Origin of the sequence: Paenibacillus chartarius (assembly GCF_042432825.1) — a bacterium.
Taxonomy (GTDB): Bacteria; Bacillota; Bacilli; order Paenibacillales; family NBRC-103111; genus Gordoniibacillus; species Gordoniibacillus chartarius.
Map to the genome: position 1 here is coordinate 295,673 of NZ_JBHLWN010000077.1, position 15,346 is coordinate 311,018.

Genomic DNA, 15,346 nt, shown 5'->3' on the forward strand with positions numbered 1-15,346 from the left:
GCTGCCGTCAGGCGTTGGCGGCACAAACGTGCGTTTCTGCACTGCAATTACTTCACAATCGCACCGTTCGGCATGCCGTCCGGCACCGTCGCCAAGGTCAGCTGGTCGCCGGCCGAAGCGGCGAGAATCATGCCCTGCGACAGCTCGCCGCGCAGCTTGGCCGGCTTCAGGTTCGCCACGAGGATCACCTTGCGACCGACGAGCTCCTCCGGCTTGTAATGCTTCGCGATCCCCGACACCACTTGCCGCTTCTCGAAGCCGAGATCCAGCTGCAGCTTCAGCAGCTTGTCGGCGCCCTTCACAGGCTCGGCCGCCAGCACCTGCGCGACGCGCAGCTCGATCTTGCCGAAATCGTCGATGCCGATTTCGTCCTTCGCCTCGCCGCGCTCCACCGCCGGCGCGGCAGGCGCACCTTCCGCAGCGGCCGGAACGGCCTCCGCTGCGGCTGCACCGGCGTCGGCCGCAGCCGCGCCGCCGCCCATCGATTGCGCGATGTATGCAATCTCAGCCGGCACGTCGAGCCGCGGGAACAGCGGCTCCGCCTTCACGACCGAGCCGCCGCTAGGCAGCAGGCCGAACGTGCGGGCGGACGCCAGCGTCGTCAGCTCGCCCGGCTCGATGCCGATCGACGCCCAAATTTTCTGCGGCGTCTGCGTCATGAACGGCTGCAGCAGCACCGAAGCGATCCGCTGCGCCTCCATCAAAGCATACATGACCGAGCCGAGCGTCGGCCTCGTCGCTTCGTCCTTGACGAGCATCCACGGCTGCGTCTCGTCAATGTACTTGTTCGCGCGCCCGATGAGCGCCCATACGGCGGCCAGCGCCTGCGAGAACTCCATCCGCTCCATATGCTCCTCATAGCGGCGGACCGTATCTTCGGCAACCGACATGAGCGAAGCGTCGAACTCCGTCGACCCCGGCTTGAACTCCTGAATAACGCCGCCAAAATATTTGTCCATCATGACGACCGTCCGGTTGAGGAGGTTGCCGAGGTCGTTCGCCAAATCGTAATTGATCCGTTCCACGAACGCCTCCGGCGTGAACGTTCCGTCCAGCCCGAACGGCACTTCCCGCATCAGGAAGTAGCGCAGCGCGTCGAGGCCGTAGCGGTCGATCAGCGTCACCGGGTCGACGACGTTGCCCTTCGACTTGGACATTTTCCCGTCCTTCATCAGAAGCCAGCCGTGCGCAAACACCTTCTTCGGCAGCGGCAGCCCGAGCGCCATCAGCATGATCGGCCAGTAAATCGTATGGAAGCGCACGATTTCCTTACTCATGAGATGAACGTCGGCCGGCCAGTACTTCCGGAACTTGGCATCGTCGTCCGAGCCGTAGCCGAGCGCCGTAATGTAGTTGGACAAAGCGTCGATCCATACGTAAATGACGTGGCGCGGGTTGCCCGGCACCGGAATGCCCCAGTCGAACGTCGTCCGCGACACGGCCAAATCTTCCAGCCCCGGCTTAATGAAATTGTTGATCATCTCGTTCTTGCGCGACTCCGGCTCGATAAACTCCGGATTTTCCTCATAATACTGCAGCAGCCGGTCGGCGTACTTGCTCATCCGGAAGAAATAGCTTTCCTCCTCGACCCATTCCACGGGGCGGCCGCAATCCGGACACTTGCCGTCGACGAGCTTGCTCTCGAGGAAGAACGATTCGTCGGGCGTACAGTACCAGCCTGCATATTTATCGAGGTAGATGTCGCCCTGGTCGAGCAGCTGCTGGAAAATTTTTTCGACCGACTTCTTATGCCGCTCGTCCGTCGTCCGAATGAAATCGTCATACGAGATGTCGAGCTTCTTCCACAGCTCTTTAATGCCGACTACAATGTCGTCGACGAACTGCTGCGGCTTGACGCCTTTCTCCTGCGCCTTGCGTTCGATCTTCTGGCCGTGCTCGTCGGTGCCCGTCAAGTACCATACGTCATAGCCGCTCAGCCGCTTATAGCGCGCCATGACGTCGCCCGCTACGGTCGAGTACGCATGTCCGATGTGCAGCTTGTCGCTCGGGTAATAGATCGGGGTCGTCAAATAAAACGTCTTCCTGTTGTCGCTCATAAACCATGTCCAACTCCATTCGTTAATGTCAATGTAACACAAAAAGCCCCCGTCCTCCTGGGACGAGAGCTTGCACTCACGCGGTACCACCCTGGCTTCCCTCGCCGCTTGCGCGCACGAGGCTCCAGAAGCCGCCGGCATCTTCCGCACGCCCGAAGGCTGCAAAAACGTCCGCCGACGCTTCATATCCCATAACGCGGGACGTTCGACGCTCCCTTACAGCCGCAGCACCCATTGCGCCGCCCGCGGCTTGCTCGAAAGCGTGCTCTCCGGGACCATCTTCGGGGCTTCCTCCCATACCGGCTTTCACCTGGCCCGGCTCTCTGGAGATGGGCGCCTGCCCGTACTTATCCGTTCATCGAGACATTCCATATCTAGTCAAAATATAACGAAAACCGCCCCCCGCTGTCAAGCCGGCGAACCTCCTACCCCGTCTCTGCCTCGCCCCGTTCCTTGCGCGGCGGCACGTAATCGATCCCGCCGGGATGAAACGGATGGCATTTGCAGATGCGCTTCAGCGCAAGCCACGACCCTGCGGCCGGTCCATGCACCTCGATCGCCTCCAGCGCGTAAGCCGAGCAGCTCGGGTAAAAGCGGCACGTCGGCGGCTTCAGCGGGGAAATCCATTTGCGGTAAACATGAATAGGCGCCTGCAGCAGCTTCTTCACGGCCATCTCCAGCCTCCCGTAAGCAGTCGCAATCCCCTCTATTATAGCGCATTTCGCACAGAAAAGAGAATGAAGCGGAGCGTGGAGGGTTACGGCTTTATGAAAGCAGAAGCCCTGCCGCTTGGCCGGACTTTCGGATTAAAATTGCGTTTACCACTCCGCGACCGTACCGTCCTCTTGCCGCCATACCGGATTTTTCCAATCGTGTCCGATCGCGGCCATTTCCCGTACCTTGTCCTCGTTCACTTCGATGCCGAGGCCGGGTCCGGTCAAGTTGTTGACATAGCCGTCCTCATAGCGGAACACGGATGGATCCTTGAGATAATCCAACAGATCGCTGCCCTGGTTGTAATGAATGCCGAGGCTCTGCTCCTGAATGAACGCGTTCGGCGAGCACGTGTCGAGCTGCAGACATGAGGCCAGCGCGATCGGTCCGAGCGGGCAGTGCGGGGCAACGGCGACGTCATAGGCTTCGGCCATAGCGGCAATTTTGCGGGTCTCCAGAATGCCGCCGGCATGGGAAAGATCCGGTTGAATAATGTCGACGATGCCCTGAGCAAGCAGCTCCTTGAAGCCCCAGCGGGTGTACATCCGTTCCCCGGTCGCGATCGGACACGAGGTGTAACGGGCGATTTCCTTCAGGGCTTCATTGTTTTCCGGCAGCACGGGCTCCTCAATGAACATCGGTCGGAACGGCTCAAGCTCTTTGGCGAGAATTTTGGCCATCGACTTATGTACCCGTCCGTGAAAATCAATCCCGATGCCTACATCGCCTCCGACCGCCTCGCGCACGGCCGCAATCCGGGCGAGTGCAGCATCCACTTTGCTGTAGGAATCGATGTAGTGCATTTCCTCCGTCGCGTTCATTTTTACCGCAGTAAAGCCCGCCTCCACTTGCCGCTTCGCCGCCTCTCCGACATCGCTCGGCCGGTCGCCGCCGATCCAGCAGTAGACGCGCGTCCGGTCGCGGCATGCGCCGCCAAGCAGGTCATAGATCGGCGCGTTGTAGAACTTGCCTTTAATATCCCAAAGCGCCTGCTCGATCCCCGATATTGCGGAGGTCAGTACCGGACCGCCCCGATAAAAGCCGCCCCGGTACAACACTTGGAACATGTCTTCAATCCGCATCGGATCTTGGCCGATGATGTGACCGCTCATTTCCTTAACCGCAGCGGCTACAGTGTCCGCTTTGCCTTCGACGACCGGTTCTCCCCATCCCGTGATGCCTTCGTCCGTTTCCACCTTGAGAAACAGCCATCGGGGAGGTACTTTGAACAGCTCCAGGTTTGTAATTTTCATCGGTTCGTCTCTCCTTCTTCGTTAAGAGAATTGGTCCCGGTATTCCTGCGGGGTCATGCCGTATTGCTTCTTGAACGCGTGATTGAACGAATGCGGACGCTGATAGCCGAGCTTGGCGGCGATCTCGTAAATTTTTTCTTGGCTGTGCTTCAGCATATGCTCGGCTTTGTCCATTCTGATGCGGTTCATGTAGTCGCTCAAATTTTCGCCGGTTTCCAGCTTGTAAATTTTGGACACATAGACCGGATGCAGGTACACATGATCGGCAATGGACTGCAGCGACACATCGCTGGCCAGGTTCGTTTCGATGAAGGACCGGATATCGTTGATGAGCGATTGCCGGGAGTTCCGCGTTTCCTGCTCGGCATCCTGCTTCAGCTGATGGAGCACGCGGTATGCCCAGCCGCGCAGCTGGTTAACGGTACGGAAAGGCACGCCTTCCGTCATCCGGTCGTAGTCCCCTCCGATCAGCTCGTGAAGCGGCCTGCCGTTCTTATGCGCGATATAGGCGAAGGCCGATGCCATACAAAAATACACCTCAAGCAGATGCTCCTGGGATTCCGAATAAGTCGTCTCCAGTTCGGATAGCACCGCAGACAGCTTCTCCTCGATGTCCGTCCAACGCCCCGCCTCCAGGAGCTGATGCAAGGTAGGCGGCTCGTACAGGCTCTGCAGCGAAGTCAGCCCGGTCCGGCCATCCTCCTCCTGCAGCCTCATGAGCAGCTCCCGCTCGCTGCCGATCCGCTGGCGAAAGGCGCTCAAGGAGCGTTGATATAGCGGCTGGAGGTCGGCGGGAAACGTTCCCCATGTGCTGACCATGATGGATATGCTGCCCTTCAGATAGTCTCTTACCGCCGATTGCAGTGCACTGGCGGTTCGTTCGAACCACGCGCCATCCTCCTTAGTCGCCGAGTTCGGCTTCAGCTTCATGACGAACACCAAATACCCGTAATCGTCTTTCGTATGCCATGAGTCGCAGTGCTCGGCATACAGCTCTTCGACCATATTGGACACGGCGTATTCGAGGAGCGAAAGGCTGCGCCAGTCATAATCGAGGAAGTACGATTCCAACCGGATCATCATGATGACGAACGGGTGATTCTCGAAATCCGGCAGCTCCAGCGCCTGCATCTTGTCCCGCAGCGTCTTCTCAGACAGCCTGCGGCCCTGCAGCAGCTCGTTCAACAAGTTTCCGCGCAGCAGCGGCAAATGCTCCTTGAACGTATACGTCAGCCGCTGCTTGGACACGACCTCCTCCCATTCGGCCTGCAGCTTATCCTTGACACGCTTGACGGCGGCCAGCAATTGTTGCTCGGTGATCGGCTTAAGCAAGTAATCCTCCGTCCGCTGAGCGATCGCTTCCTTCGCATATTCGAATTCGGAATATCCGGACAGCAGCAAGCACTTCGTCTTCGGCCAGCGGCGGTTAATTTCGCCGAGCAGCTCCAGGCCGGACATACCCGGCATTTGGATATCCGAGATAATGATGTCAATCGACCACTGAGCCAGCAGCTGAAGCGCCTCCCGACCGGATAACGCCTTATGCACCTGCTCGATTCCGATGGACGCCCAGTCGATCGTCGCATACAGCCGTTCGACGACATGGATTTCGTCGTCGACGATTAAGAGTTGGGCCATGCGGTATGCTCCTTTACTGTCGTATGCGGCAGCTGCGCCGTGCCGCGGCTCCAGGTCAGGATTGCCCGCAGTCCGCCTTGGTCGCCGTGTTCGAATGCAAGGCCCGAGCCTTCTCCGAATTCATAATACAGCCGGTGATGCACGTTCCACGTTCCGCAGCCGATTTCATCCGACATCTGATCGTCCAATTGCTTTACGAGCAGCTTGAGCTCTTCCTTGCTGAGCCCGGCGCCGTTATCCTCGACAACGATCCGATTGAAGCGCTCGTCCTGCCCGCCGGTTATCGTGATCCGGTCGCCGTCGGGCGTCTTGTCGATGCCGTGCACGATCGCATTTTCCACAAGCGGCTGCAAAATCAAGCGCGGGACGCGCTCGCCCAGCATCTCATCCGGAACGGAAATGTCAAAATGAAGGCGGTGGATGCGAAGGTTCTGGATATTGAGATAATGGCGGACGTGCTCCACCTCTTCCCGCAGCGTCACCGTCTGCTTCTCCGCTCTCGTCGTATAGCGGTAAAACTCCGCCAAATTTTGCGACATGGCGACGACGGACTCCTTGTCCCCGAGTTCTGCGGAATTAATAATAAAGAACAGCGAGTTGTACAGGAAATGCGGATGAATCTGCGCTTGCAAATGCTTGAGCGTCGCTTCGCGCGAACGTATTCTTTCGGCGTAAACGTCTTCTATCAGCACTTGAATTTGCTCGGCCATTTCATTAAACCTCTGGATCAGATAGTCGAATTCATTTTTGGCGTGATAAGCAATGCGCGTAGACAGATCGCCGCGCTTCATCTTCTGAACGCTTCGGATCATATTGATAATCGGGACTTGAACGTTGCGATACAGCAGGAACGCGGCGAGAATGCTCATGATCAACAGCAGCCCGATCGTAACGTAGAACAAGTTGCGGCTCATCGTAATCGGCGACATGATTTTCTGCACCGGCACGTAATCGATCAAGAACCAGCCGGCGAGCTGTGCGGACCCGACATAGCTGACCAAATACCGCTGTCGATCTATGTCGACCAGCTGCTGACCGGCGCCGCTTAGCGGTTGACCGGCAAGCCGGGCGATAATCGAAGCGGTGACGCCGGCATCCGACGTACTATTCATTATCGAAGGATAGTCCGCATGATACAAGAACGGATCGCTTCTCCGGTCCTGTTTGTAGACGTCGAGCAGATGGATGATATTTTGATTGTCGAACCTCACCTGATAAAGAGCGGCGGTCTGGTACAGCGTCTCGGCGCGGAACGGCTCGCCGACTTCCCTGATGAACGATCCGTTTCTCCCGCTCGCCGAGTCGTACATCCATGTCCGGTAAATCGGCCGGTTCGTCGACAGCAAGTCGGCACCGTTCAAGAAGATGCTTGACGATAACGCCGTATGCTCCTTCGTCAGCGCCAAGGTCAGCTCGTTCCTCCAGCCGCCGGAAACGCTTTGCAGGCTAAGCTTCTCCTGGATGCGGGACTGCGCTTTCAAGCGGTCGTAGCCCGGCGAACCCGATTGATCGATATACTCTCTGATATACGGATCGTACCCGAGAATGACCGGAAACATCGACAGCTGCTCGATGTTCGCATCCAGCTGATGCAGGAAGAAGGACAGCTGGTTCAAATTCGCCGACTCGATTTGCTCCTGCACGACGCGGTTTGTAATCTGATTCGTTAAGCCGTACAGAATCAAGATCGGACAGAGAAGCAGCAGGAGCAATATGACAATCTTGCTGAAAATATTCAGTCTGAACGGCATTCGCCGATCTTCCTTTCCGTCTCGTCACGTTGTCCCCTAAGTGTAGCATAAGAGACTCCGCGAATTCACGCTCACCCCCCGCTTACCCTTTGACGGCGCCGGCGGCGAGACCGCTGACGACATAACGCTGCGCAAGCAGGGCAATGATCAGTACCGGAAGCGTAATGATACATGCCGCGGCCATAAGCGCTCCCCAATTGATTTCCGAATACGACATGAAATTGAATACCGCGATCGGAAGCGTCTTTGTCTTGTCTCCGGCCAAAATGATCGAGAACATGAAGTTGTTCCACGAGAAAATAAACGAAAGCAGCGAAGAGGTTATAACCCCCGGACCTGAAATCGGCAAAATAATGCGCATAAACACCTGATGGTGCGAGCAACCGTCAATGAGCCCCGACTCTTCGATCTCCGTCGGAAGCGCTTCGAAGAAAGAGATCATAATCCAAATAATGAACGGCAAGCCGACGAGCATATGGCTCAAAATCAAGGCGGCATACGTATCGACCAGTTGAACCTTGGAGAACAAAATAAACCACGGAATCAAAAACGTAATGCCCGGAATGATACGCGCGACCAGAATGAGCAGACCAAGCTTATGCAGATGGTGCCTCGCAATCGCATAGGCGGCCGGCAGTCCGAGCAGCAAGGACAGCAGCGTCGAGCCGAGCGCGACGATGAAGCTGTTTACGATAAATTTCAGGAAGTCGTATTCTTGGAACACGCTTGTGTAATTTTTTGTCGTTGGCTTGAAGATGAACAACTGATCCGTCGACATGATTTGCGCCTGCGTTTTGAAAGATGCCAGCAGCATCCATACGAACGGGAAAGCGAACACGACAATCACGACATACGTGAGGATCGACTGGGTAAAGCGAAGACCTCGATGTTTCCTCATGCCGCTTCCTCCAATCGCTTGCGAATCCGAATCAACAGTAAGGTAAGCCCCATGACGATAGCGAAGAAGAGGACAAGCAGAGCCGAGGCTGAGCCAAGCTTAAAGTATTGAAAGCCTTGTACATAGCCGTACAAGTTGAGCGTCTCCGAAGCGAAATTCGGACCGCCTTGCGTCGTGGCGTAAATGATGTCGAACGTTTTCAGCACATCAATGAGACGTAGCATGGCGGCAACCAAAATCGTCGGTCTCAGCAGCGGCAGCGTGATCGACCAAAACTTCCGCCAAGGGCTGGCCCCGTCAACGTCGGCAGCTTCATAAGGATCGCTTGGCAGCGTAGCGATGCCGGCCATAATAATCAGCGAGATCATCGGCGTCCATTGCCAAACGTCGACGATGACAAGCGACGGAATGACTTGGCTCGGGTCCGCGATCCAAAGCAGCGGCTCCAGGCCGAGCGTCTTCAGCATCATGTTCGCCGCGCCGATCGACGGTTCATAAATGAGCATCCATACGAGGCCCATCGCCACCGGTGTCGCGACCATCGGCAGCAGGAATACGGTTTTCACGAGACTTTTCCCTTTAAATTCCCTGGACAGCAGAACGGCGGTAGCGATCCCAAGCACGACTTCGGCGGCTAGAGCGGCAATGGTAAAATAAAACGTCGATCCTACCGCGTGCCAAAACCGTTCGTCGCGAAACAGCTCGATATAATTCGAGAAGCCTACCCATTTGGGCGGCGTCGTTGCCGACATGCTCCATTCAAAGAAGCTGAGCCGAACGGTATATATGATCGGGAACAGCATCATCAGCAGAACGAACAGTACAGCCGGCAGCGTATAAATCCATTTCAAGTTGCGGTCAAACCAGCTATATTGCATGTCGGTTCATCCTTTCCGTAATGGAAAAGGGTCATTCGCATGACCCTTTTCGCAGCGTTGACGTTATTTGGTCTTGTCTTTGTCAATAATCGCTTGCAGTGCTTGATTCGCCTTATCGGCTACTGCTTGAATATTCGTATCGCCGGTCATCACCTTCTGGACGATTTCGCCTACGGCGTCGCGGGCTTCGCCGACGGAGATGACGGTCGGACGGTCATGGTCGACACCGCCCTTGGCGCTTTCCTTGATGACCGGAGCGAGCTCTTTCGGGAAGCCGACGGAGCCTTCCGGATTATCCCAGACGGAAGCGCGCGCACCCGGGTTGCCTTTTTGCTGCGTCTTCAGCACGACGTCCTTGCTCGTCGCCCATTGGATAAACGCCCACACTGCTTCCTTATTAGCTGACTTGGCATTCATGGCGAGTCCCCACGACGTGATATTGTACGGCTTGGAGCCCGCTGCACCTGCCGGGAATAAGGCGAAACCGACTTGATCCGCGATCTTGGACTTGGACGGATCCGTCGCATTGCTGTAGATCGAATTCGCGTCCGTGTAGAACGCCACTTTGCCTTGAGCGAAAATGCCGATCGCCTGCGGCCAAGACATGTTCAGCACGCCCGGTGGACCGTAATCCTTCAGCAGCGTCCCGTACGTGGTGAACGCTTTAATCGCTTCCGGCGTATTGATCGTCGCTTTATCGCCCTTCATAAAGTCTCCGCCTTCGGAGTACAGGAATGACGACACCTGCGTGACTAGCGGCGAACGCTGGCCGCGGGCGACAAAGCCGTAAATTTCATTCTTCGGATCATGTAGCTTCTTGACGGCCGCCGCGAGCTCGTCGAGCGTCTTCGGCACGGCGATGCCCGCCTTCTGCAGCAAATCTTTGCGGTAGTACAAAATTTCCTGCTCGGTAATGACCGGAATGCCTACCAGCTTGCCGTCAACCGTCGTTGACCCGATGGCCGATTTGGAGAAATCGTTGAAGTCGTAGGCCGGATCTTTCGTCGTATATTCGTCCAGCGGGTGCACCCAACCGTTCTTGTAGAACAGCTTGCCTTCCTGCAGCGGACGATACATGAACACGTCCGGCGTTGCCGAGCCGGAAGTAAACTGGACAGTCAGCTTCTGGGTCAGCTGATCCTCGAAGAAGCTTTCGACCTTCACCTTGATCCCCGTTGCCTGCTCGAAGTCTGGCAGAAGCGGCTTAATCGCTTCCGCCCAAGGGTGGTTGGCCGTTACGAGGTTAACCGTCTTACCCGCGTGAGGCTTGGCGTTCGGTTCGTTTCCAGCCGTCTTCTTCGCATCCGTTGCCGCATTCGTTTGTTCATTCGATGCCGTATTCGTATTCGCGCTGCTGCCGCAGCCCGCGGCCATTGCCGCCGCTACGACGATGACGGTGCCAGTGCTCATCCACTTGCGGAATGTAGTTTTCATGGTTGACCTCCCGGATGTTGTTGTCTGATAGGAAAGCGTTTTCCTTCATGTATTTACTTTACCTTATCATACACTTTGCAAGATATAACGAATCCTAAACATCGATAACTACGAATAAACAAACTTGTCCATAAGAGCTCACGAAAAAAAAGCTCCCGTCCAACGGACGAGAGCCATACAATCATATGTAAAATGCGGTGGGGCTTAGTCGCTCACTCGTCCCGCTCCGACAAATACAGCATCCGCTCGCCGGGAACGAGCATCTTGAACTTCTGCTGCGGATAATAGCGCTGAATATAGTCGACGAAGTAAGCCGGATTTTCCGTGTTCTTCTCGAACAAATCGTAATGCAGCGGAACGAGCAGGTCTGCGCCGATGTGGCGCCCGAGCTCCACCGCCTCGCGGAAATCCATATTGCCGACAAGACCTTTGGCGAAACGGGCGAAGTCGCGTCCGTTAATCGGCAGCATAGCGATGTCGATATCTTGCTTCTCCAGCTCCTCGGCAAGCTCCCGGAAGCCGATCGTGTCTCCGGCATGGTAGACCGTAACGCCGTTCAGCCGGAAGACATAGCCAAGAAACGCATGATTTCCGTCCGCATCGACGGTGAACTCCTCATGCTTGGCGGCGACTGGCGTGAATTGAAGCGCCCCGACCCTGTGCGTCTGCCCGGCGTTGACACCGTGAATGCGCTCTCTTGCGATGCCGATGTCCGTTAACATCGGGATGCAATGCACCGGGCAAACGAACGCCGCTTGCGGCGATGCCGCCGCCAAATCCTTCAGCGTCCATGGATCCAAGTGGTCGAGATGGTCGTGCGTGATGAACACGGCATCGGCGTTCGTTACTTCATGCGGCTGCAGCGGCGAAGCAAATTTGCGGGGGCTTTGCCCGTTCGTGACCTCGTTCACCGAATCGCTTAAATACGGATCGATATAAATCGTCATGCCGCCGCCCTTCAGGACGACGGATTCTTGTCCGAGATGCCAGACGGCGACGGCGCCAACCGGCACGGCAGTCGCCGCCATCTGGTTTAACAGCGATGCTCCGGAACGATATGCGGGTATGGATGCCATGTTTACCTCCAATGGAACGATTTTCCCCCTATCATAGCATACAGGCCGTCCGTCAGGCACTGCACTGGCAATCAGTCCCACGATAAGGTACGATAAAGCATGCAACATTAGATAAAGAAACGATAAGGAGCGGAAGACCGGATGGAACAAGCGGTTATTGTCGGCGCGGGTCCGTGCGGACTGGCAGCCGCGCTGGAGCTGCGCAAGATCGGCATCGACGCATTGATTCTGGAAAAACATTGTTTGGCTCATTCCATTTACTTATACCCGGTTCGCATGCAATTTTTCTCCACCGCCGACCGGCTCGGCATCGGCGATATCCCGTTCTCCTCACCTCATACGAACCCCTACCGCGACGAGGCGTTAAGCTATTACCGCAGCGTGGCCGCGCATGCGGGCCTCAGAATACGGTCGTACGAAGAAGTAACGGCGATTCGTCCGATTCCATCGGACGGCGACGCTGCATTCGAAGTCGTATCAAAGGACAGGGCCGGCACCGTACGGATCACCTCAGCCCGCAGGGTAATTGTCGCTACCGGCTACTTCGATCATCCGAACCTGCTCGGCATTCCGGGGGAAGAGCTGCCGAACGTCACGCACTATTACCGTGAAGCGCATCCGTACACCGGGACGAAGGTTGCGATCATCGGCGGCAACAACTCCGCCGTCGACGCAGCGATGGACCTGATCAAGGTCGGTGCGTCCGTAACGATCGTTTATCGCGGCGACGAAGCCTCGCAAAGCGTCAAACCGTGGGTGAAGCCGCTGTTTCAAGCCGCGGTCGCGAACGGACGCATCGCGATGCGGTACCGCTCCCGCGTGATCGCCATCCAGCCGCGGTCGATTACGGTCGAATCGGCTGCAGAGGACGGCGCGGTACGCCGCGAGGAATGGGACAACGATTTCGTGCTGGCGCTGACCGGCTATCGCCCGAACCGCAAGCTGCTGGAGGACGCAGGCGTACAGGTGGAGGAGCTGACCGATAAGCCGCTCATTAACCCCGACACGATGGAGACGAACGTGCCCGGACTGTATGTAGCCGGCGTGATCGCTTCAGGCCGCAACGCCAACGAAATTTTTATCGAATCCGGCCGTTTTCACGGCGTGCACATCGCAAAGCATATTGCCGCGCAGCGTGCCGTAGCGGCATCCCGTTCGTAGGATGCATCGAAATATGCCAAACAGCTCCTCCTTCCGGTCCGGAAAGAGGAGCTGTTTTCTATTACTTCGACTTCTTCTTGGCAGCTGATCGGCCCTGCTTTTTCGGGTCGTCCGAAGGGGGTTCGACATGCTGGGAGCCGTTCGGCCTGGTCGGGGAGTCGCCCATCACGTGCAGCCTCCTTTCCGTCAGTGGCGTACGCTTCAACTTCATGGTGCGCCAGTCCCGGCAAAAATATGTCTAGTCCATTTCGTAGATCGAGCCCGACTTGGAAGCGAACAGCTCGGCGTATACTTTCTCCGCATACGAATCGGTCATCCCGGAGATGTAATCGGCGATGAATCGCGGCCACGTCCATATTTCCTTGTTCCGCTCGTAGCTGTCCACCCAATCCGGCGGCAGGATCCACTCCCCCTTATCGGGATCGATGAACGACATCCACAAGCTCTCGAGAATAATTTCGGACCGCTTCTGCAGCCGCTGCACGCGGAAATCTTTGACCAGCGTCACCCAGGCCAGCTTCTTCAGGATCTCCATCGTCCGCAGCAGCTCGATGTCCTCCGCCCCGTCCTTGACGAACGTGACCTTCTTCCAGCCCTTCAATGTATCGTCAACGATCCCGACCCGCGACGCGAACAAGCTGACCCAGCGCGCCTTCATCTCGCGGCGGGTGCGCGACTCCTCGAAGCCGCTTTCCGTGTAGACGATCCGCCATTGATCGAGGTACTCCATCAGCACGCGCTTGACCATAGCCGGCACGTTCACAGTTTCCCAGCCGAGGCCGGTCGCCGCTTGGTCTTTCACGATCTCGAGCACGAGGTGGCGCAGCAGCCTTTCGTCGGACAGGAAGGCGGCGTTCATCTGGATTTTGCCGGCGCGAATGCCGTCCTCGATATCGTGCGTGGAATACGCGATATCGTCGCACAAATCCATCAGCTGCGCTTCGAGCGTCGAGCAGCCGTGCGGCATCCCCCATAGGCTGCGCAGCTCGCCGATGCCGCCGAACCACTCCGTGCCGTACACGCCCTTATGCCGTCCCGGCTCGTCGATCAGGTACGGATATTTGTTGATCGCCAGCAGAACGGCTGCGGTCAGCATCAGGCCGTGGTCGCTGCCGGCGCGTTTCTCGAGAAACATGAGAATGCGAAAATTTTGCGCATTGCCCTCGTACTTCATCTCGTATTCGTCCTCAAGCAGCCGGTTGAGCACCTCTTCGCCCTTGTGACCGAACGGCGGGTGGCCGAGGTCGTGCGCCAGCGCCGCGCATTCGACGACAACGGGATCGAGACATAGACCCGGGTGCTCCTGCCTGCCGAGAAAATCGTACGTGCGGCGCAGCCGGCGCGCCACCTCGCGGGCAATCTGCGCCACTTCCAGCGAATGGGTCAGCCTTGTGCGGTAATAATCGCCCGAGCCGGCGCCGAACACCTGCGATTTCCCCTGCAGCCTGCGGATGGAAGGCGATGAGATCAGCCGCGCATAGTCACGTTCGAATTCCTCCCGGTCTTCGCTGACTTTGGTATCGGGCTTCTCGTTCAGTCGGATTTTTCTAACGTCCATGGCGGCTCCCATCCTTACTTAAGTATTCGTTTGCACCCGGCGCTTGTACTGCTCCGGCGTCTCGCCGACCTGCTGCTTGAACATGCGGCTGAAATGTGCCAAATGCTTGAAGCCGACCTGGTAGCAGACGTCCGTTACGGTATTGCCGGGGTTGAGCATGAATTCGATTTTCGCTTGATTGATGCGGCGGCGGTACAAAAACTCGAAGATCGTGACGCCGGTCACGTCTTTAAACAGCTTCGACATATAAAATTTGCTCATGTGCAGCTGTTCCTGCAGCTCCTCGAGATGCAAATCGTCGGCGTAATGATTGTCCAGGTAGGAGACGATGCGCTGCACGGTACGCTCCTTCTCGGTCGGCGGGTCGCGGTGCTGCATCGGCTTCCGGCAAAGCGTATACACGACGTGCAGCAGATCGGCGAAAGCGAGCCGAAACCGTCCTTCGCCTACAGGGTCGCTGCGGTCGTATTTCGTTCCGAGCAGATGCAGGCTATGCTCGATCTGCTCCCGGTCCGTCCCGTCCAGCGACAGTCTGACGTTGGCGAGCTCCTGGAACGGCTGCAGCACGTTGACCGATTGGCTCCAAGCGAGCAGCGGCTGCAGCGAATCCGGATCGAAATGGATAATCGTTCGGACGTAAGGCACCTTCTTATCAATCTTTGCGCAGTGCAGCGTCAAGCCGTTCATAAGAATAAGATCGCCCGGCTGCAGCGTATAGATGCGGTCGCCGATCAAATAATTGCAGACGCCCTCGTGAAAATAATATATTTCATAATGCTGGTGCGAGTGAAAAATCGCGTCGATCGGACCGGTCGAACGGTACGAATAGTCAAGCCGATACGGCCGCGTTGCAGAGACGTTCATCGTTGGCTGCTGCACCTCGCAAATCGCTAGGATGGATTAGCCACAGCATACCACGTACATCGGG

Annotated in this window: 14 protein-coding genes; 1 reads left to right on the plus strand and 13 read right to left on the minus strand. The window is 56.9% G+C overall.

The annotated features are described in order from the left end of the window. Window positions 1-47 precede the first annotated feature (47 nt). The 10 genes from metG to ACFFK0_RS21200 form a co-directional block, all read right to left on the minus strand. A complete protein-coding gene (gene metG / locus ACFFK0_RS21155; protein WP_377472344.1) occupies window positions 48-2,057 on the minus strand; it encodes a methionine--tRNA ligase in 2,010 nt (669 codons plus the stop codon). Between the two features lie 76 nt (window positions 2,058-2,133). Then, window positions 2,134-2,355, minus strand: a complete 222-nt coding sequence (locus tag ACFFK0_RS21160) for a hypothetical protein (RefSeq protein WP_377472345.1) — start codon at window positions 2,353-2,355, stop codon at window positions 2,134-2,136. Window positions 2,356-2,482: 127 nt separating this feature from the next. Next, window positions 2,483-2,731: a membrane protein insertion efficiency factor YidD gene (yidD, locus tag ACFFK0_RS21165; RefSeq protein ID WP_377472346.1), complete on the minus strand. Its 249-nt coding sequence runs from the start codon at window positions 2,729-2,731 to the stop codon at window positions 2,483-2,485. 144 nt (window positions 2,732-2,875) lie between these two features. After that, the gene (dgoD, locus tag ACFFK0_RS21170) at window positions 2,876-4,024 is read right to left on the minus strand and encodes a galactonate dehydratase (protein WP_377472347.1); all 1,149 of its coding nucleotides are present in this window, start codon (window positions 4,022-4,024) and stop codon (window positions 2,876-2,878) included. Window positions 4,025-4,045: 21 nt separating this feature from the next. Next, on the minus strand, window positions 4,046-5,662 hold the full coding sequence (locus tag ACFFK0_RS21175) for a response regulator (protein WP_377472348.1): 1,617 nt from the start codon (window positions 5,660-5,662) through the stop codon (window positions 4,046-4,048). Continuing rightward, a complete protein-coding gene (locus tag ACFFK0_RS21180; protein WP_377472350.1) occupies window positions 5,647-7,413 on the minus strand; it encodes a sensor histidine kinase in 1,767 nt (588 codons plus the stop codon). The genes ACFFK0_RS21175 and ACFFK0_RS21180 overlap by 16 nt, the downstream gene beginning before the upstream one ends. 82 nt (window positions 7,414-7,495) lie before the next feature. Further along, a complete protein-coding gene (locus ACFFK0_RS21185) occupies window positions 7,496-8,311 on the minus strand; it encodes a carbohydrate ABC transporter permease (protein ID WP_377472351.1) in 816 nt (271 codons plus the stop codon). Next, the gene (locus tag ACFFK0_RS21190) at window positions 8,308-9,189 is read right to left on the minus strand and encodes a carbohydrate ABC transporter permease (RefSeq protein ID WP_377472352.1); all 882 of its coding nucleotides are present in this window, start codon (window positions 9,187-9,189) and stop codon (window positions 8,308-8,310) included. The genes ACFFK0_RS21185 and ACFFK0_RS21190 overlap by 4 nt, the downstream gene beginning before the upstream one ends. Before the next feature lie 63 nt (window positions 9,190-9,252). Beyond that, entirely contained in the window at window positions 9,253-10,623 is a 1,371-nt protein-coding gene (locus ACFFK0_RS21195; protein WP_377472353.1) for an ABC transporter substrate-binding protein, read from the minus strand. 212 nt (window positions 10,624-10,835) lie between these two features. Next, window positions 10,836-11,699 (minus strand): MBL fold metallo-hydrolase, encoded by an 864-nt coding sequence (locus tag ACFFK0_RS21200; protein ID WP_377472354.1) that lies wholly within the window; start codon window positions 11,697-11,699, stop codon window positions 10,836-10,838. Window positions 11,700-11,840: 141 nt separating this feature from the next. On the opposite strand from ACFFK0_RS21200, the gene ACFFK0_RS21205 reads away from it, so the two are divergent. Next, window positions 11,841-12,860 (plus strand): YpdA family putative bacillithiol disulfide reductase, encoded by a 1,020-nt coding sequence (locus ACFFK0_RS21205; protein WP_377472355.1) that lies wholly within the window; start codon window positions 11,841-11,843, stop codon window positions 12,858-12,860. 61 nt (window positions 12,861-12,921) lie between these two features. Here the strand turns inward: ACFFK0_RS21205 and ACFFK0_RS21210 are convergent, their stop codons facing one another. The 3 genes from ACFFK0_RS21210 to ACFFK0_RS21220 are packed head-to-tail and all read right to left on the minus strand — an operon-like array spanning window position 12,922 to window position 15,282. After that, window positions 12,922-13,071: a hypothetical protein gene (locus ACFFK0_RS21210; protein ID WP_377472357.1), complete on the minus strand. Its 150-nt coding sequence runs from the start codon at window positions 13,069-13,071 to the stop codon at window positions 12,922-12,924. A 27-nt stretch (window positions 13,072-13,098) separates the two neighbouring features. Next, window positions 13,099-14,418, minus strand: a complete 1,320-nt coding sequence (locus ACFFK0_RS21215) for a deoxyguanosinetriphosphate triphosphohydrolase family protein (protein ID WP_377472358.1) — start codon at window positions 14,416-14,418, stop codon at window positions 13,099-13,101. An 18-nt stretch (window positions 14,419-14,436) separates the two neighbouring features. Continuing rightward, window positions 14,437-15,282 (minus strand): helix-turn-helix transcriptional regulator, encoded by an 846-nt coding sequence (locus tag ACFFK0_RS21220; protein WP_377472359.1) that lies wholly within the window; start codon window positions 15,280-15,282, stop codon window positions 14,437-14,439. Between the last annotated feature and the right edge of the window lie 64 nt (window positions 15,283-15,346).